The organism is Paenibacillus sp. FSL L8-0435 (assembly GCF_037965655.1).
Lineage (GTDB): Bacteria > Bacillota > Bacilli > Paenibacillales > Paenibacillaceae > Paenibacillus.
Genome location: NZ_CP150185.1, coordinates 4,857,083 through 4,874,406, shown reverse-complemented (window position 1 = coordinate 4,874,406; position 17,324 = coordinate 4,857,083). Strand labels below are relative to the sequence as shown.

19 protein-coding genes and 1 other annotated feature are annotated in these 17,324 nt (G+C 46.2%); of the genes, 18 read left to right on the top strand and 1 reads right to left on the bottom strand.

What is annotated here, in order from left to right; genetic code table 11:
- Positions 1-84: 84 nt before the first annotated feature.
- The 10 genes from sigG (at position 85) to NST33_RS21675 (ending at position 9,774) form a co-directional block, all read left to right on the top strand.
- Positions 85-867, top strand: a complete 783-nt coding sequence (sigG, locus tag NST33_RS21720) for an RNA polymerase sporulation sigma factor SigG (protein ID WP_339305025.1) — start codon at positions 85-87, stop codon at positions 865-867.
- A 174-nt stretch (positions 868-1,041) separates the two neighbouring features.
- Positions 1,042-1,434, top strand: a complete 393-nt coding sequence (locus tag NST33_RS21715; protein WP_017687310.1) for a YlmC/YmxH family sporulation protein — start codon at positions 1,042-1,044, stop codon at positions 1,432-1,434.
- Between the two features lie 51 nt (positions 1,435-1,485).
- Positions 1,486-2,385, top strand: coding sequence for a peptidoglycan editing factor PgeF (gene pgeF, locus NST33_RS21710; protein ID WP_339305023.1), 900 nt, complete (start codon positions 1,486-1,488; stop codon positions 2,383-2,385).
- A 6-nt stretch (positions 2,386-2,391) separates the two neighbouring features.
- On the top strand, positions 2,392-3,093 hold the full coding sequence (locus NST33_RS21705) for a YggS family pyridoxal phosphate-dependent enzyme (RefSeq protein ID WP_036614854.1): 702 nt from the start codon (positions 2,392-2,394) through the stop codon (positions 3,091-3,093).
- Positions 3,084-3,551 (top strand): cell division protein SepF, encoded by a 468-nt coding sequence (locus NST33_RS21700; protein ID WP_036614853.1) that lies wholly within the window; start codon positions 3,084-3,086, stop codon positions 3,549-3,551. Before NST33_RS21705 ends, NST33_RS21700 begins: the two co-directional genes overlap by 10 nt.
- Positions 3,552-3,558: 7 nt before the next feature.
- The gene (locus tag NST33_RS21695) at positions 3,559-3,828 is read left to right on the top strand and encodes a YggT family protein (protein WP_017687314.1); all 270 of its coding nucleotides are present in this window, start codon (positions 3,559-3,561) and stop codon (positions 3,826-3,828) included.
- A 15-nt stretch (positions 3,829-3,843) separates the two neighbouring features.
- Entirely contained in the window at positions 3,844-4,626 is a 783-nt protein-coding gene (locus NST33_RS21690) for a YlmH/Sll1252 family protein (RefSeq protein WP_221822044.1), read from the top strand.
- 239 nt (positions 4,627-4,865) lie between these two features.
- Positions 4,866-5,375 carry a DivIVA domain-containing protein gene (locus NST33_RS21685; RefSeq protein ID WP_017687316.1) on the top strand — a complete coding sequence of 170 codons (510 nt, stop codon included), beginning with the start codon at positions 4,866-4,868 and terminating at the stop codon, positions 5,373-5,375.
- Between the two features lie 57 nt (positions 5,376-5,432).
- Positions 5,433-5,725 (top strand) — a binding site (T-box leader).
- Positions 5,726-6,150: 425 nt separating this feature from the next.
- Entirely contained in the window at positions 6,151-9,249 is a 3,099-nt protein-coding gene (gene ileS / locus NST33_RS21680) for an isoleucine--tRNA ligase (protein WP_339305020.1), read from the top strand.
- Positions 9,250-9,414: 165 nt separating this feature from the next.
- The gene (locus NST33_RS21675; RefSeq protein WP_017687319.1) at positions 9,415-9,774 is read left to right on the top strand and encodes a DUF5665 domain-containing protein; all 360 of its coding nucleotides are present in this window, start codon (positions 9,415-9,417) and stop codon (positions 9,772-9,774) included.
- 31 nt (positions 9,775-9,805) lie between these two features.
- Here the strand turns inward: NST33_RS21675 and NST33_RS21670 are convergent, their stop codons facing one another.
- Positions 9,806-10,543: a TraR/DksA C4-type zinc finger protein gene (locus tag NST33_RS21670; protein WP_076211518.1), complete on the bottom strand. Its 738-nt coding sequence runs from the start codon at positions 10,541-10,543 to the stop codon at positions 9,806-9,808.
- A gap of 221 nt (positions 10,544-10,764) precedes the next feature.
- Between NST33_RS21670 and lspA the strand changes: the two genes are divergently transcribed.
- From lspA to NST33_RS21630, 8 genes are all read left to right on the top strand, one after another.
- Entirely contained in the window at positions 10,765-11,259 is a 495-nt protein-coding gene (gene lspA / locus NST33_RS21665) for a signal peptidase II (RefSeq protein ID WP_091028497.1), read from the top strand.
- Complete coding sequence (locus NST33_RS21660; RefSeq protein ID WP_339305017.1) at positions 11,243-12,214, top strand: RluA family pseudouridine synthase; 972 nt, start codon at positions 11,243-11,245, stop codon at positions 12,212-12,214. The genes lspA and NST33_RS21660 overlap by 17 nt, the downstream gene beginning before the upstream one ends.
- Positions 12,215-12,324: 110 nt before the next feature.
- On the top strand, positions 12,325-13,578 hold the full coding sequence (locus NST33_RS21655; RefSeq protein WP_036674844.1) for an LL-diaminopimelate aminotransferase: 1,254 nt from the start codon (positions 12,325-12,327) through the stop codon (positions 13,576-13,578).
- 203 nt (positions 13,579-13,781) lie between these two features.
- Positions 13,782-14,672 (top strand): decaprenyl-phosphate phosphoribosyltransferase, encoded by an 891-nt coding sequence (locus NST33_RS21650; RefSeq protein ID WP_339185425.1) that lies wholly within the window; start codon positions 13,782-13,784, stop codon positions 14,670-14,672.
- Positions 14,673-14,690: 18 nt separating this feature from the next.
- Positions 14,691-15,323 (top strand): HAD family hydrolase, encoded by a 633-nt coding sequence (locus tag NST33_RS21645; protein ID WP_339177952.1) that lies wholly within the window; start codon positions 14,691-14,693, stop codon positions 15,321-15,323.
- A complete protein-coding gene (locus NST33_RS21640) occupies positions 15,311-15,640 on the top strand; it encodes an EamA family transporter (protein WP_017687326.1) in 330 nt (109 codons plus the stop codon). Before NST33_RS21645 ends, NST33_RS21640 begins: the two co-directional genes overlap by 13 nt.
- Entirely contained in the window at positions 15,627-15,947 is a 321-nt protein-coding gene (locus NST33_RS21635; RefSeq protein ID WP_339177950.1) for an EamA family transporter, read from the top strand. Before NST33_RS21640 ends, NST33_RS21635 begins: the two co-directional genes overlap by 14 nt.
- A 31-nt stretch (positions 15,948-15,978) precedes the next feature.
- Positions 15,979-17,283: a DUF6080 domain-containing protein gene (locus NST33_RS21630; protein ID WP_339305014.1), complete on the top strand. Its 1,305-nt coding sequence runs from the start codon at positions 15,979-15,981 to the stop codon at positions 17,281-17,283.
- Positions 17,284-17,324 lie beyond the last annotated feature (41 nt).

Sequence of the window (17,324 nt, the reverse complement as noted above, 5' to 3'; positions counted from 1 at the left end):
ACTGGCAAGGGTGCCAAGTACGAATAAAAAAGCCTGCCCCGGAGATAATGTACATTAATGTTTCTCCTTGGGAGGTAAATCACGATGACCCGAAACAAAGTCGAGATTTGTGGCGTGGACACCGCAAAATTGCCTGTCCTCACCAACACTGAAATGCGGGAATTGTTTCATTCCCTTCAGCAACACCATGATCGCTCAGCAAGAGAGAAATTAGTGAATGGCAACCTGCGTCTGGTACTCAGTGTCATTCAGCGTTTTAACAATCGGGGGGAGTTTGTCGATGATCTGTTCCAGGTTGGTTGCATCGGCCTGATGAAAGCCATTGATAATTTTGATTTATCCCAGAATGTCAAATTTTCAACCTACGCGGTGCCGATGATTATCGGTGAAATCCGTCGATACCTGCGTGATAATAACCCAATTCGGGTATCTCGCTCCTTGAGGGACATTGCTTACAAAGCACTTCAGGTCCGTGACAGCCTGACGAATAAAAATTCCCGGGAACCGACGATATTTGAAATTGCGGAAGTACTGAATGTGCCGAAGGAAGATGTTGTTTTTGCATTGGACGCCATTCAGGACCCGGTCTCGCTCTTCGAACCGATTTATCATGATGGTGGAGATCCGATCTATGTTATGGATCAGATCAGCGATGACAGAAACAAGGATGTGTCATGGATCGAGGAAATTGCACTTCGTGAAGCGATGCATCGTCTTGGTCAGCGGGAAAAAATGATTCTGTCGATGCGGTTTTTCGAAGGGAAAACCCAGATGGAAGTGGCTGATGAAATTGGCATTTCCCAGGCTCAGGTATCACGTCTGGAGAAATCAGCGATACAGCAGATGCAAAAACATGTAAATTCATAACACGATGCAAGGGCAGAAGGACGATCAATCGGGGCAGTGTATACCGTTGGTCGTCTTTTTGTTTTGGACCGTTTCCACATTCGGTGAAAAACAGGACATTTTTCGCCCCTGAAACATATATTGTATAGAAGCGTGAAGAACGGGCAGAAGAGGAATAACAGGGGGCGGGAATGAATGAAAGTAAATACGAGCGAAGTAGCGGCACGAGGCATGAAAATCTCGGACTTTCAGACAAAGGATGTCATTAACATTACGGATGGTAAACGCCTCGGTCAGATCAGTGATTTGGAGCTGGATCTGAAACAGGGACGAATTGAAGCGATTGTTGTGCCGGGGTACAGCCGTTTTATGGGTCTTTTTGGCGGGGGAACGGATCTGGTGATTCCCTGGCGAAACATTGTGAAGATTGGTTCAGATGTGATACTGGTGAAGATGGATGAGGTGAAGGAAAATACGTATGACGAGCGTGATCGCGAAGCGCGCCTGTATGATGAACAGCAACATAACCGCACAGAGAGAGTGGAACGCATTGAACGGTCGGAACGTAATCAGCGTCGAACGATATAAATGAGACAGAATGTGGCTCATTTGGTACACTGGAAGTGGTGAGGTGAGATAATGGAACCCTTTGTATTGGATAAGGAATTACTTGAACGGACAAAGAACCCAAATTCAGATTTCGGTCCTGATCCGTTATTATTATATGTTGAGCCTTGGACACAGCAATTTGAACAGCTGTCAGTCGGGTTTACGACGAGACATGGTGGAGTTGGAAAAGTTCCGTATGCCACGCTCAATTGTGCTTATCATGTGGGGGATGACCCTGAAGTTGTACTTAACAACCGCAGGCTTATAACCGAGAAGCTTGGTTTTGCAGCAGAAGCATGGACCTGTGGAGAGCAGGTGCATGGCAAACATGTAGCTGTAATTACCGCTGAAGATCGGAGCAGAGGATTACTTGATCGTCAATCTGCGTTGCAGGATACGGATGGATTGGTCACGAATGTGCCTGGTGTGCTGTTGACTTCTTTCTATGCAGACTGTGTTCCGCTTTATTTCTATGACCCTGTGCAGCAGGCGGTAGGTCTTGCTCATGCCGGCTGGAAAGGTACAGTCGCGGGTATCGCTGTATCCATGGTGGAGACGATGGAACGGGAGTATGGAAGCCGTAGGCAGGACATTCGAGCTGCAATCGGTCCGTCGATTGGGGATTGCTGTTATGAAGTGGATGAGGCGGTCATGCAGCATGTACGGGTTTGGTTTGATGATTCCACGGTTAATGATAAATACGAGGATTCTGCTTCTAAACAAGCATATCGAGCCGTGAATAACGGTAAAACGATGTTAAACTTGAAAGAATGTAATCGACACATTATGATGAAAGCAGGAATAATGCCGGATCATATCGAATGTACAACATGGTGTACAAGTTGTCATCCCGAACTATTTTTCTCCTATCGGAAGGAAAATGGTGTTACAGGACGGATGGCGAGCTGGATTGGGCTGGAAGAGAGGTGACCCTCTGTGTCATTGGAGGAGCGTATACAACAGGTAAATCAGAAGATCGAGGATGCATGTCGGCGCAGTAACCGTCATCGTGATGATGTGAATGTGATTGCGGTCACGAAATATGTCTCACTTGAAACAACGGGATCGGTGCTGGATCATGGTCTTGAGCATATTGGAGAAAACCGGTGGCAGGATGCACAGGCCAAATGGGAAGCTTTTGGTCAGCAGGGTACCTGGCACTTTATCGGTCATTTGCAGACAAACAAGGTGAAAGACGTGATTGGCAAGTTTCGTTACATCCATTCACTGGATCGTTTGTCATTGGCGAAGGAGTTGGATAAAAAAGCAGCTTCACTTGGCATCCAAGTGGAAACGTTTTTGCAGGTGAATATTTCGGGTGAAGAGAGCAAGTATGGCTTACAGCCTGAACAGGCAAGTTCTTTTTTGCGTGATATTCGTTCGTTCAACAATCTCAAGGTCGTCGGCCTGATGACCATGGCACCTCATGAGGAAGATCCGGAGCTGACGCGTCCCGTATTTCGTGGATTGCGTGAGCTGAGAGATCAATTGAATGGACAAGCCCTGACAGCAGAGCCATTGACTGAGCTGTCGATGGGGATGTCCAATGATTTTGAAGTGGCCATTGAAGAAGGTGCAACCTGGGTACGGCTAGGATCGATTCTCGTAGGAAAAGAGGAGGGTTCACGATGGGCGTAATGAATAAATTTATGAATTTCCTCGGACTTCAGGAAGAGGAAGAGATTGTGGAACGTGAACGAATGGCTGCGCAGGAGGAAAATGAGGCTGAACATCAGGAAGCTGAAACCTCCAGTCTCGATAAACGTAGAAACCAAAGGGGGAATAATGTGGTGAGCATTCATTCCCAGAAAAATGTTAAAGTTGTCCTGTATGAACCGCGTTCTTATGACGAGGCTCAGGAAATTGCCGACCATCTGCGTTCGCATCGTACCGTTGTGGTGAACTTGCAACGAATTCGCCAGGACCAAGCGCTGCGCGTTATTGATTTTTTGAGTGGCACGGTATATGCATTGGGTGGCGGTATTTCCAAAATCGGCGGAAACATTTTTCTCTGTACGCCAGATACGGTTGAAATTCAGGGATCAATTACGGAAATACTGGCTGACAGCGAGCAAGATTATAACAGAATGAGGTGAGCCGTTTTTGGAGTCGTTAGTTAATATTTTGGGTTTTGCATATCAAATTTACTTTTACATGGTCATCGTCTACATATTGATGTCATGGCTTCCCAACGCACGGGAAAGCTTTATCGGTGAATGGCTGGGCAAATTAGTGGAACCATATCTAAGTCCGTTTCGCCGATTTATACCGCCTTTGTTCGGTGTGCTGGATATTTCCCCGATTGTGGCGCTGATCGTTCTGCAACTTGCGCTTAATGGGCTAATCTCTATACTCCGGTATTTTGCATATTAGGGTAGGGTGACATAGATGAGCGGTGAAATTTACGAACATTTTAGCCATGATGAGCGGGATTTTGTAGATAAGGCTTCGGATTGGGTTGAGCGGGCAGGTAAGTATCATGACATGAAGCTAACTGACTTCCTTGATCCAAGACAGGTTTTTATATTACAGACTCTTGCAAATCGCCGTAACGACGTTCAGATTCGTCTGGATGGTGGTTACGAGGCTGCTGAACGCAAGCGTGCGCTGGTTGCACCTGATTATATGTATCTGGATGATGAGGATATGGGAATGCAGGTGCTCAGTATCACGTCTGATGATCAGAAAATCTCGGAGCTGGAGCATGGGGACTATATGGGTTCCCTGCTCGGGCTTGGGATGAAACGTGGAAAGATCGGGGATATCCAAGTGCTGGAGGACGGTTGCCATACAGTGGTGGCGGCGGAAACCGGCGCTTTTTTATCGCTTCAACTGAATCAGGTGCATCGGTTACATGTGTTCACAGACTTACTTCCTTTGGATCAGATGCGGTGGTCAGAGAGTAAACTGGAGACGATGGACATTACGGTCGCTTCTCTTCGTTTGGATGGAATCTGCGCAGATGTGTATCGGCTTAGTCGCAGTAAAGTGCTGGTGCCAATCAAAGCTGGTCGCTGCCGTGTGAACTGGAAGGTTGAGGAAGATCCCTCCAAATCGCTAAAAGCGGGTGATGTCGTATCCATTCAGGGATTTGGCCGTTTCAAGGTTATGGAACAGGATGGGATGACTAAAAAAGGGCGCTGCCGAGTGAAAATCGGCAAATTTGCCTGAGTCTGTTGCAGGAAAATCCGCTTTCTTGTCGAAATGTTTATCATAAAGGTGTAGAAAATACGCGGTGTATCCGATATACATTAAGTCAAAGCTTTACCTGAACGTTGGAGGATGCAATTCGGATCCTGCATTCCGTATATGTTGCCAAGGTTAGGCATCAACGATACGGCCCCTTGGGTGGTACCCATATGCTGCAACCTTCTCTAAACGGGAAGGAACTTTTACAGGAGGTGGACAGCATGCCATTAACGCCGCTGGACATACACAACAAGGAATTTTCCCGACGTTTGCGCGGGTATGACGAGGATGAAGTCAATGAATTCCTGGATCAAGTCATCAAAGATTACGAAGGCGTCATTCGCGAGAACAAAGAGCTGAGCAATCAGTTGCTGTCCGTTCAGGAGAAACTGGATCATTTTTCTACAATTGAAGAGACGCTTAGCAAAACGATCATCATTGCGCAGGAAGCTGCTGATGATGTGAAGGGTAATGCGAAGAAAGAAGCGCAGTTGATCGTGAAGGAAGCAGAGAAAAATGCAGACCGGATCGTGAACGAATCGCTGGGCAAATCGCGTAAAATTGCTTTGGAAGTGGAAGAACTGAAAAAGCAGGCCTCGATTTATCGTGCCCGTTTCCGCACGCTTGTTGAAGCGCAGCTTGAACTGTTGACTCAGGATGGTTGGGAAGTGCTGGAGAGCCGGGAGCAGGAAGTGCGTGACCGTGAGCGGGAGATGAAAGAAATTTATTAGTCTGTCGCCTGGTTGACTTTTGTCTGCAAAGAGGCTATAACTATATTCATAATGAATAGTGATTCCATGACGGGTTTAGTACGTTATGATCTCATCCCTCAGAGAGTTGGTGGTTGGTGCAAACCAATGGATGAGTTATAGCCGAATATCTCCCCGGAGAAGTGACGCTGAAGCGGTGATCTTGAATGCCGTGTGTAAGCCGAACCGTAAGCCGTACGTTATAACGGCACCCTGCAGTAGCTTAGCGGGGCATAAGCGCTGTTGATGACAGAGCATACCCAGGCTTGCCTGGATGTGGTTTGTGATGAACAGAATTAGGGTGGTAACGCGAGTATAGCCTCGTCCCTTTCCAGGGACGGGGCTTTTTTGTGTCCAAAAAAGGCGAACGCCCATGAGGCCCGCAGGGACCTCAGGGAGAGAGTCACCCGCCGGGAGAGCGAAGCGCCCGGCACACGGGTTCGCTAAGGCGAGCGTCCATGAGGCCCGAAGGGACCTCAAGGAGAGAGCCACCCGCCGGGGCAGCGAAGCGCCCGGCAACACCCGCCTCGCGGTAAGGCCATGCGGCGTTCACGCAGGGAATAGCCGCAAAATGGCCGCCACTACGCACATCCCCCCCTCACCCATAAGCGCCACCGATCCCCCACCGACAACCCATCCCGGGTGTCCAGAGGGCGGAGCGCCTATGGGGTCCCCCTTGGCAAGGGGGATTTAGGGGGATTGAAACGCTTTTTGTGGACGGTCCACAATCCAACCAAAGAAAGGGAAGATAATCATCATGCAACGAGTTGACGTCAAAGAGAAGGCACGTGCCAGAGAATTACGCGTGTTAGATAAATGGAAAACGGAGAATACATTCAAAAGAACCATCGAAAACCGGGAGGGCAAGCCAAACTTCGTATTTTATGAAGGGCCACCTACAGCGAACGGTAAACCGCATATCGGTCACGTACTGGGACGGGTAATCAAGGATTTTGTTGGACGGTATAACACGATGAAGGGTTACCGTGTTGTTCGTAAAGCAGGTTGGGATACACATGGTCTGCCTGTAGAACTGGGTGTACAGAAGAAGCTTGGTATCTCCCACAAGTGGGAAATCGAAGATTACGGCGTGGAAAAATTCATTAACGAATGTAAAGCGAGCGTATTCGAGTACGAGCAACAATGGCGTGATCTGACAGAAGGTATCGGATACTGGACGGATATGGATAACCCGTATATCACCCTTGATAACAACTACATCGAGAGTGTATGGAACATCCTGGCGACAATTCATGAGAAAGGTCTGTTGTATCGTGGTCACCGTGTGAGCCCGTATTGTCCATCTTGCCAGACAACACTGAGTTCCCATGAAGTTGCACAAGGGTACAAAGACGTTAAAGATCTGAGTGCTACAGCGAAATTCAAACTGAATGACAGCGGAGAATTTGTACTGGCTTGGACGACAACACCTTGGACACTGCCTTCACACGTTGCACTTGCCGTGAATCCGGATATGGACTACTCCCGTGTTCGTCAAGGTGATGAAGTGTACATCATGGCAACCAATCTGGTTGAAAAAGTGATGAAAGATACCAAGGGTGAGTATGAGATCATCGGTGCACTGAAAGGTGCCGACCTGGTTGGCAAAACGTATGATCCTCCGTTCAACTACATTCAGGCTGAGAAAGCCAACATCATTCTGGGTGCAGGCTTTGTAACGGATGCAAGTGGTACGGGTATCGTACACATGGCTCCTGCCCATGGTGAAGATGACTACCGTGTATGCCGTGAGAATGGCATCAGCTTTGTGAACATGGTGGACCTGGAAGGTAAATTTGTCGCTGAAGTGACTGACTTTGCCGGACGTTTCGTGAAGGATTGTGATATTGATATCGTGCGATATCTGTCTGAGCATGGACGTTTGTTCAGCAAAGAAAAATATGAGCATAGCTATCCGTTCTGCTGGCGTTGTGATACACCGCTTCTGTACTATGCAATGGACAGCTGGTTTATCCAAACAACAGCCATCAAGGACGAATTGATTGCCAACAACAGTGAAGTGGATTGGTACCCGGGTCACGTTCGTGAAGGTCGCTTCGGGAAATTCCTCGAGGATCTGGTGGATTGGAACATCAGCCGTGATCGCTATTGGGGAACTCCGCTGAATATCTGGGTATGTGAGGAGACTGGCGAACAATTTGCTCCACACAGCATTGCAGAATTGCGTGCTCGTGCAGTAGGTGATGTGCCTGAGAATCTTGAATTGCATAAACCATATGTGGATGACGTTAAAGTCATGAGCTCTTGTGGCAAATATGAAATGAAACGTACACCGGAAGTGATCGATGTCTGGTTCGACAGCGGCTCCATGCCGTTTGCCCAGCAGCACTATCCATTTGAAAATAAAGAAGTATTCGAACAGCAGTATCCTGCTGATATGATCTGTGAAGGGATTGACCAGACACGTGGCTGGTTCTACAGCTTGCTGGCGGTTTCCACCCTTTTGACAGGCAAAGCGCCTTACAAAGCGGTTATGGCTACAGGACACGTTCTTGATGAGAACGGACAGAAGATGTCCAAATCCAAAGGTAACGTTATCGATCCTTGGGAAGTGATTGAAGAATACGGTACAGATGCATTCCGCTGGGCTTTGTTGTCTGACAGTGCACCGTGGAACAGCAAACGTTTCTCCAAAGGTATCGTAGGCGAAGCAAAATCCAAAATGGTGGATACGCTGGTCAACACCCATGCATTCCTGACGCTTTATGCTACCATTGATGGATTTGATCCACAGGAGCACCCGTTCCAACTGTCTGCACACAAGCTGGATCGCTGGATTCTGTCGAGACTGAACAGCCTGATCCTGGTTGTAGAAAAAGCGCTGTTGGTTAACGACTATCTGAACTCTTCCAAAGCGATTGAAGCATTTGTTGATGAGTTGAGTAACTGGTATATCCGTCGTTCCCGTGACCGGTTCTGGGGAAGTGGTCTGACAGAGGATAAACTGGACGCTTACCGTACATTGACTGAGGTACTGGTGACTACTGCGAAGTTGGTTGCTCCGTTTACACCGATGCTGGCAGAAGACATCTATCTGAACCTTGCAACAGGTGAGAGTGTACACATGGAAGACTATCCAGTAGCCAATGAAGCGCTGATTGATGCAGGACTGGAACAGGATATGGAGACGGCTCGCCGCGTGGTTGAACTTGCCCGTAACGTTCGTAACGAAACAGGTATCAAGACACGTCAACCGCTGTCCGAATTGATCGTTTCTCTTGATAAAGGGTTTGACCTGGCAAGTTATGAAGAGATCATCAAGGAAGAGATCAATGTAAAAGGAATCCGTACGGAGCATAATGATGCGGAATTCGTTGACTTTACATTGAAGCTGAACCTGAAAGTTGCAGGTAAGAAATACGGTAAAAACGTAGGATTCCTGCAAAACTTCTTCAAGGGAATGTCGGCCGATGAGACACGTAAAGTGGTTTCGGAGGGTATGCTGAACATCGTTTCACCGGAAGGAGAAGAGCTGCAAGTGACGAACGAAGAATTATTAGTTGATAAACAGGCCAAATCAGGTTTTGCATCAGCATCAGGTTACGGTCTGACGGTTGCGCTCAATACCGAAATCACGCCAGCATTGGAACAGGAAGGCTGGGTCCGTGAAGTGGTTCGTGCTGTGCAGGATACCCGGAAACGACTGGACCTGCCGATTGAGAAAAGAGTACGTTTGACGCTGGATGTGGATGCATCCCTTCAGGAAGCTATTCAGGCGTTTGATGATGTGTTGCGTGAAAATGTTCTCGTAACCGAAGTTACATTTGGCTCGAATGAGTCCATGGAACGTGTTGAAGCCGGAGGCAAATCGATCGGTATTTACATCGAAGCGTAATTCGGAGCATGTCCCATCCAATTAAGACAGAATATAGAGCATAAACAAACGAGCCGCAGAGGCAGGGACATATTCCCTGTATCTGGGCTCGTTTGTTTTTTAGGCAAAAAGGCAATGATTCTATAGTGCAGTCAATCTATATTGATCAAAGGAACTGACCAAAACATGAGCGAACATGACAAGCAAACCGCATCCACTTCACAACAATCAACATCAGATAATCTGAATTCCCATGACAAAATTGAAGAGTTACATACCCTGACGAACCGTCTGGCGAATGAACTGGAACGTTCACGAATAGCGCAATACACAGAATTGCTGAACAGACCATGGAAATTGATTGGACTTAACCTGTTGTCAGGAGCCGCCCGAGGTGTGGGGATCGCGATTGGGTTTACCTTTTTCGCAGCAACGATCATTTACGTTTTGCAGCTACTTGGGGCGCTCAATCTTCCCATTGTTGGAGACTACATCGCTGATATTGTGCGCATTGTCCAGCGTCAGCTTGATATGAACACCTATTAAGCGATTAAAGGTGAAGGATATCAAAGTGCATTTAGTACATGTCATCCGTCTCCATATCTGGTTCTAACAGACCCTCGCCCTCACGGTTCTCCAGGTACTGGCGATATTGCCGATTGCGCACGATGGAGACGTCATGACCATAGATGTCTGTTGCAACAAAGCTTTCGTACGCTTCAACGCAGCCTTCCACTTCATCGGTGGCTTCAATCGCCATAACATCATAGCTGTCGATATCACGCCCTTCAGCCATGGCTGGTGAGTTCGATGTGCCCCAGCTCTCAACGATCTGCCAGGCATCCTCGCCATCGAAGCCATTTTGGTCATCACGTTCGTCCAGACTGGTTCGACCAAATGCCGGGGCAAGGAATTCTTCCTCTACAGGACGGTTCTCAGAGACAACGGTTTCCGGTTGATGTTTTTTGCAGTATTTGGTGTAGGGAACAGCTTCCATGCGTTCATAAGGGATGGGTTGCTGGCAGACCGCACATGTACCGTAATGTCCTTCTTCGATGGAGTGCAGTGCAGAATCGATACGTTCCAATTGGAATTCATCATGTTCCAGCAGGGAAATATCTTTCTCGCGTTCATACACCTCCGTGGCTATGTCACCAGGATGGTTATCAATTGGTGATAATTCACCTGTCTGTAGTTTAAGGGAATCTCCAAGGCCATAATGCTCGTTTTCCGAAAGTCTATGTTCAATATCGCGCTTATCGGACATCAGTTGGGAACGTAAAAATTGCAGTTGTTCGTTAGTAAAATGTGACATGATTTTCCCCTTTCTGCTTTCATGCTGGAATCCGGATTTTGACTCTATTGTAGGATGTGCCATTAAGGGCAAGATTACAGAAGGGAAATGTTATCGTTTTTGCCATAAGCATTGCGATGTAGCACGTCGTGGACGATTTCCAAACAGCTGTGCTACAATAAACAAGTCTGGCGTAAGCCTGGTATCGTTTGGAAAAGACAAGAACGGAGTGACAAACAAACGTGGTGTATTATATCCTCGCTTTTATCGTATTTTTATTGGATCAGGGAACCAAGTATCTGATTGCAACCCGGATGGAACTCAGAGAAGAAATTCCGGTCATCGGCAATTTCTTTGTCATCACATCACATCGTAATTCAGGGGCAGCATTTGGCATTCTGCAAGACCAGCGTTGGTTCTTTATCGTGGTTACGTTGATTGTGGTCGTTGCCTTGATTTGGTATTTGCAAAAGGTAAAAGATACCCCGCACAAATTGCTGCCTGTGGCGCTTAGTCTGGTGCTTGGTGGAGCAATTGGCAACTTCCTTGACCGGGCATTGACCGGAGAAGTTGTAGATTTTGTACAGCTTAATTTTGGAAGTTATACGTTTCCCATTTTTAACATCGCCGATTCGGCAATCTGCATCGGTGTAGCGTTGATCATTGTGGAGACGTTGCTTGAAGGACGGCGCGAAAAAGCAGCCGCGAAGATTGAAGGGAATGAACATCATGAGTAATCCGAATAAGGAACAGATTAACGACGAAGAACTAATGAATGGCAATGAACGTATGGAATGGACCGTTGCCGCTGAACATAAAAAAGAACGAATTGACAAATATATTACGGAAGCCGTGGATAACGTATCTCGCTCCCAAGTTCAATTGTGGATCGGAGACGGAATGGTTACGGTAAATGGTACTGTAGTCAAAGCCAATGCCAAGTTATCCGAAGGGGATCTGGTTGAGTTACAGATTCCAGAACCAGCTGCTGTGGAGATCATTGCCGAAGATATTCCGCTGGAAGTGGTATATGAAGATAGCGACCTGATCGTGATCAACAAACAGCGTGGTCTTGTGGTGCATCCGGCACCAGGACACACGTCGGGTACCCTCGTTAATGCACTCATGTATCATTGCAAAGACCTCTCGGGTATTAATGGGGAGTTGCGTCCTGGTATTGTGCATCGTATCGATAAGGATACATCTGGCCTGATTATGGCTGCCAAGAACGATCGTGCGCATGCATCACTGGCTGCTCAGTTGAAGGAACATACGGTGAATAGACGGTATATTGCGCTTGTTCATGGTCATCTTAACCATGATCAAGGGACCATTGATGCACCGATTGGACGCGATACCAATGACCGCAAAATGTATACGGTCACAGAACGTAACAGTAAACATGCCGTTACGCATTTTACCGTTACAGAGCGGATTAATGATTACACCTTGCTGGAATTGAAACTGGAGACAGGACGTACTCACCAGATTCGGGTTCACATGAAATTTATTGGTCACCCACTTGTAGGAGATCCAACTTATGGACGGAATAAAGGCATCAAAATGCAAGGACAGGCTCTTCATGCGGCCATTCTTGGATTTGTGCATCCAACAACGGGAGAATACCTTGAATTTTCAGCTCCGATTCCGCAAGATATGGAAGACGTGCTCGCCTCGCTACGCAGTCGTTAACAGCTCCAAGAAAGTACAAATGTTCGGATACTTTGTCCATGGCTTTGATCACGCAAATGCTTCATATTAAAGTGTAGAAATTTGCGTCAAATGAGGAGATGAACAACGTTATGAGTATCGATAAATACCAAGAAACTTACATTCAGACTAATTTTGCCGACCGTATCGGTGGCTCCAACTATGGTAAAGACACGAACATTTATAAATTCGAGAAAATCAAACGTGCCAAAGCTTCGGCCAAAAAAGATTTTCCCGATGTGGAACTGATTGACCTTGGTGTAGGTGAACCGGACGAAATGGCTGATGCAGGCATTGTAGCTGCACTTGCAGAAGAAGCTTCCAGACCTGAGAACCGTGGTTATGCTGACAATGGTATTCCTGAATTCAAAGCTGCTGCTGCTTCCTACCTGAAAAACGTATTCAACGTAGAAGGTATCGATGCAGATACTGAGATCGTGCACTCCATTGGTTCAAAACCGGCTTTGGCGATGATGCCTTCATGCTTCATCAATCCGGGTGATGTGACGATCATGACCGTTCCAGGTTACCCGGTTATGGGTACACATACGAAGTATCTGGGTGGAGAAGTGTTCAACATCCAGTTGACGAAAGAGAACAACTTCTTGCCTGATCTGACGGCTATTCCGGAAGACATCGCAAAACGTGCGAAGTTGCTCTACCTGAACTATCCGAACAACCCAACAGGTGCAAGTGCAACAGTGGAGTTCTTCACTGAAGTCGTGGAGTGGGCGAAGAAATATAATGTTGTGGTTGTACATGATGCTCCATATGCAGCATTGACGTATGATGGCAAAAAACCGTTCAGCTTCCTCTCGGTACCTGGTGCGAAGGATGTCGGCGTAGAGCTGCACTCTCTGTCCAAGTCCTACAACATGACAGGTTGGAGAATCGGATTTGTAGCGGGTAACCCGCTTGTAGTCAAAGCATTCAGCGACGTGAAGGACAACAATGACTCCGGTCAGTTCATCGCGATTCAAAAGGCTGCTGCTTATGGATTGAATCACCCTGAGATCACGGAAAAAATTGCAGAGAAATATTCCCGTCGTCACGACATGCTCGTTGCCGCACTGAACGAACTGGGCTTCCAGGCTGAAAAACCTAAAGGTTCATTCTTCCTGTATGTTGAAGCACCAAAAGGTGTGGTTGGTGGACGTCGCTTCGAATCCGGCGAAGATTTCTCCCAATTCCTGATCCGTGAGAAACTGATCTCATCCGTACCTTGGGATGATGCGGGTAACTTTGTTCGTTTCTCCGTAACCTTTGAAGCGAAGGGTGAAGAGGAAGAGAAACGTGTTATTGCTGAGATCAAACGTCGTCTGAGCGACGTACAATTTGAATTTTAATCGCAGTACCCAATAGTTAAATCATGTACTAACGAAGAGACCGGATACGGTCTCTTTTTTTATGCCCATATTAGATTTTTTTCATTTACTCCCTTTACAAAATTATACAAGCAACATATGATTAGATCTTTACGTTATTTGTTATATACAGAAGTTGTTTTTGAAGGGAGTTATTTCAATTGTTATCATCACGAACAAGTACGGTGTCCTCACCGGCAACAGGAACAGGTAGTACAGTGTCAGGATTATTCAGATTGTTAAGACCCAAACAGTGGACCAAAAATCTGCTGTTATTTGCTGCGTTACTATTCTCTTTTGAGGAGATTCGGACTGAAACCATTCTTGCGACGTTGCTTGGTTTTATTCTATTTAGCCTCGTTGCAGGCTGTGTGTATATTTTAAATGACTTTGTAGACCGGGACAGGGATCGACAGCATCCGGTGAAAAAGTATCGTCCCATGGCTTCTGGGCAGGTGAATCCGAGTCATGCTTTGTTGTTTGGCATTCTTCTATTAATCCTTTCCGTAGGAACGGCCTTCATGATGAACCCTCTATTCGGGGTGTTATGTATCGTCTATTTCCTGTTGAATGTATCATATTCATTTGTGCTGAAACATCTCGTTATCCTGGATATGATGACCATTGCAGCCGGTTTTGTACTTCGTGCCATTGCAGGTGGTGTGCTGATCCATGTGCCATTTACGCCGTGGTTTTTGATCTGTACAATGCTGTTGTCGTTGTTTTTGGCTATTGGCAAACGCAGAAATGAACTTACGTTGCTTGAGGGAAATACGGGATCACATCGTAAGGTTTTGGATAACTACTCCATTACGTTACTGGATCAATTCAATACGATTGTGACGACAGCTACGATTATCAGTTATTCCCTGTTCACATTCACTTCAGATCGAACCATTCATCTCATGTGGACGATTCCATTGGTTATTTACGGCATGTTCCGTTACCTGTATCTGATCCACATGAAGGACCAGGGAGGTTCGCCCGATCGTGTGCTGTTTGAGGACAAGCCCATATTAATTACGGTTACGTTGTATGTGATAAGTGTTATTACAATCTTTGCAATCTTTGAATAAAAGCTGAGGGGGATCAGGGTGAAAAGCACGAAAGTTGCCATTTTTGATATTGATAAAACGATCATACGCAGTGATTCCATGTTTCAATTTGTGCATTACGGAGTTCGCCGTTACCCGTGGCAGGTATGGAGATTACCTGTTATTGCATTACATACCGTGTTATTCAAGGCAGGCTTCATGACGGTTGAACAAGTCAAACGATCCTACTTTCAAGAAATTGAGCGTATGTCTGAAAAAGATCTCGAACATTTCTTTGATACTCGTTTGCGTACGTCCATTTTTGCCGAGGCCAGTGTAGAGATGCAACATCGCAAAGAAGCAGGTTATCATGTCTTGCTGGTAACTGCATCTCCTCATGCCTATATGAAATACTTTAATAATTTTCCGTGGGTGGATCACGTAATTGGAACTGAACTTGTCCGCCATGCGAATGGTTACACATGCAGAGTTGATGGCAGCAATTGCAAAGGGGAAGAGAAAGTACGCCGAATTCAGGCTTATCTGAGTGAGAAGAATATGGTCATTGATTATGACCAGTCATGTTCCTACTCGGATTCTTTATCCGACCTTCCAGTCATGCAGCTTGTAAGTCAACGATACTTTATTAACAAGCGTGTACCAGACATGGAGGCATTAACGTGGGGGAAATAAAATCGCGTCATACTGGTAAATGGTTGATGCTCGTTTCCGCTTTTCTGACAGCAACGGGTCAATTGTTCTGGAAATGGGGACTAACCGAGTGGATCTACCTGGGTGTTGGTTTTCTGTGTTATGGACTTGGAGCGATTTTGATGATCAAAGCTTTTGCTCTGGAAAAACTCTCTGTTGCTTATCCTCTGATGTGTGCCAGCTACGTATTTGCCTTAATCTATGGGTATTTTTTGCTTGGGGAAGAAATTACGGTGCAAAAGCTGGCAGCAGTTGTGTTGCTTGGAATCGGGGTGACATTAACCAGTGTTGATCGATAGCTGGATGGTTGCCGTATTAATTGTCATGACGTTGTGTGGTGCACTGGGCGGGGCCGGACTGAAAGCTTATGCTTCCAGTCGCAATCGTCTGCATGTATCCATGGGACTTGGATTCTACGGAACGGGTGCGTTGCTGAATATTGTATTGCTGAAGTTTCTTCCATTAACTGTAGTGTTGCCTGCGAACGCATTAACATATGTGTGGACTCTTATCATAGCGCGACTGGTATTTAAAGAGACAGTGGGCCCTTTACGCTGGATCGGTGTGGCATGTATTATGGGTGGCTTACTATTACTGGTATTTTAGAACTTAATTAATCAGGATGTGAAAAGAAAGCATGAACTTTTTAGATTACTTATTTTATAATCGCAGAGCCAACTGGACAGCCTTTTACCTGTTTGCAGGATTTGCTCTGTTCTATGGTTTAATGAACGGCTCGTATGTTCTGTACATTGAAAATAATGCAGAGATGCTTGGGGCCTATAGCCCATTTAATACAACGCTGTTTCCAATCAATTTATTCAACTTTGATCCTTCAATGTATTATGGGGACAACAGTTCTTCCGTGATCCATCCGCTGATTTCCTTTCTCGCAGTCACCCTTGCGGCTGTAGCGAAACTTCTGGGAGGCAACTGGTTCTTTCTAATTTTGCAATCGCTGGTGAATGCGGGTTCGGTGGTGCTGGCGTATCTGTTCCTGAGTCAAAAAGAAGATAAACCGACCATCGTACCGCTGCTGTTTGCCTTACTGTTTGGTTTCAGTTCCTACCTGATGTATACCGCGTTGATCCCGGATTCGTATCCTTATGTACAGTTCGTTATTCTGTTCTCAGTGGTTTACATGCAGTATACTCGTGAGCGTCAGGACGTACGTTATGTACCCAATGCATTGCTTGCATCGATTAACTTTGGACTAACCTCGACCAATATCGTACCATTTGCTGCTGCCACATTCTTCAATATGCATGCATGGCGCAATAAGGCAAATTTGAAAAAATACATCGGCATCATGGCACTGGCGGTTCTGATCATCGTCGTATTAACTGGCATTCAGTATGTTGCCTTTGGGGGCCGTAGCTGGGTTAGTAACTGGCTGTTGGGCATTCAAAATGGTGGAACCAGCTATGCAACACCATTCCAGTTCGCTGTTCATTGGAAAGCATTGAACATGTTAACCATTAATCCGATGCTGACACCGAAGATGCATTTACTGGACCCGGGCATGGCAGCCTTTGTTACGGATCTATCCCGTTCCAATCCAATCTATGTGCAGATGACAGGTATCTTTGTTTTACTACTGGCATTCATGGGCTTCATTAAGGGTATTCGTGAACGTGAAGTGTGGACCCTGGTGCCATATATTCTGTTTGCCTTTTTGCTTCATGTCGTCGTGGGCTTTGGTCTGGCTGTATTTCAATATGATATGTACCTGTATGCGGGGCATTATCTGTTTGCGTTTTTCCTGTTGGGTGGAGGTTTCGTCATCAGCCTTCGTCCGGGATTGGTGAAAAAATTGGTTATAGGCTTGATCATGTTATGTGTCATCGTTACGGTAAGTAACAACATCTATCGCCATGTAGAAACATTAACAACAATCAAACAATCCTATAATCAGTTGGAACAGGAACGCTCAGTGAAATAGTCAAATAGTCAAATGTATCGATTCATATAATGAAATAAGAT

Bases quoted from the DNA above. Each gene is read 5' to 3' on its own strand.
- sigG (WP_339305025.1), top strand. From the start codon at position 85: ATGACCCGAAACAAAGTCGAGATTTGTGGCGTGGACACCGCAAAATTG.
- NST33_RS21715 (WP_017687310.1), top strand. From the start codon at position 1,042: ATGAAAGTAAATACGAGCGAAGTAGCGGCACGAGGCATGAAAATCTCG.
- pgeF (WP_339305023.1), top strand. From the start codon at position 1,486: ATGGAACCCTTTGTATTGGATAAGGAATTACTTGAACGGACAAAGAAC.
- NST33_RS21700 (WP_036614853.1), top strand. From the start codon at position 3,084: ATGGGCGTAATGAATAAATTTATGAATTTCCTCGGACTTCAGGAAGAG.
- NST33_RS21690 (WP_221822044.1), top strand. From the start codon at position 3,844: ATGAGCGGTGAAATTTACGAACATTTTAGCCATGATGAGCGGGATTTT.
- NST33_RS21685 (WP_017687316.1), top strand. From the start codon at position 4,866: ATGCCATTAACGCCGCTGGACATACACAACAAGGAATTTTCCCGACGT.
- ileS (WP_339305020.1), top strand. From the start codon at position 6,151: ATGCAACGAGTTGACGTCAAAGAGAAGGCACGTGCCAGAGAATTACGC.
- NST33_RS21675 (WP_017687319.1), top strand. From the start codon at position 9,415: ATGAGCGAACATGACAAGCAAACCGCATCCACTTCACAACAATCAACA.
- NST33_RS21670 (WP_076211518.1), bottom strand. From the start codon at position 10,543: ATGTCACATTTTACTAACGAACAACTGCAATTTTTACGTTCCCAACTG.
- NST33_RS21660 (WP_339305017.1), top strand. From the start codon at position 11,243: ATGAACATCATGAGTAATCCGAATAAGGAACAGATTAACGACGAAGAA.
- NST33_RS21655 (WP_036674844.1), top strand. From the start codon at position 12,325: ATGAGTATCGATAAATACCAAGAAACTTACATTCAGACTAATTTTGCC.
- NST33_RS21630 (WP_339305014.1), top strand. From the start codon at position 15,979: ATGAACTTTTTAGATTACTTATTTTATAATCGCAGAGCCAACTGGACA.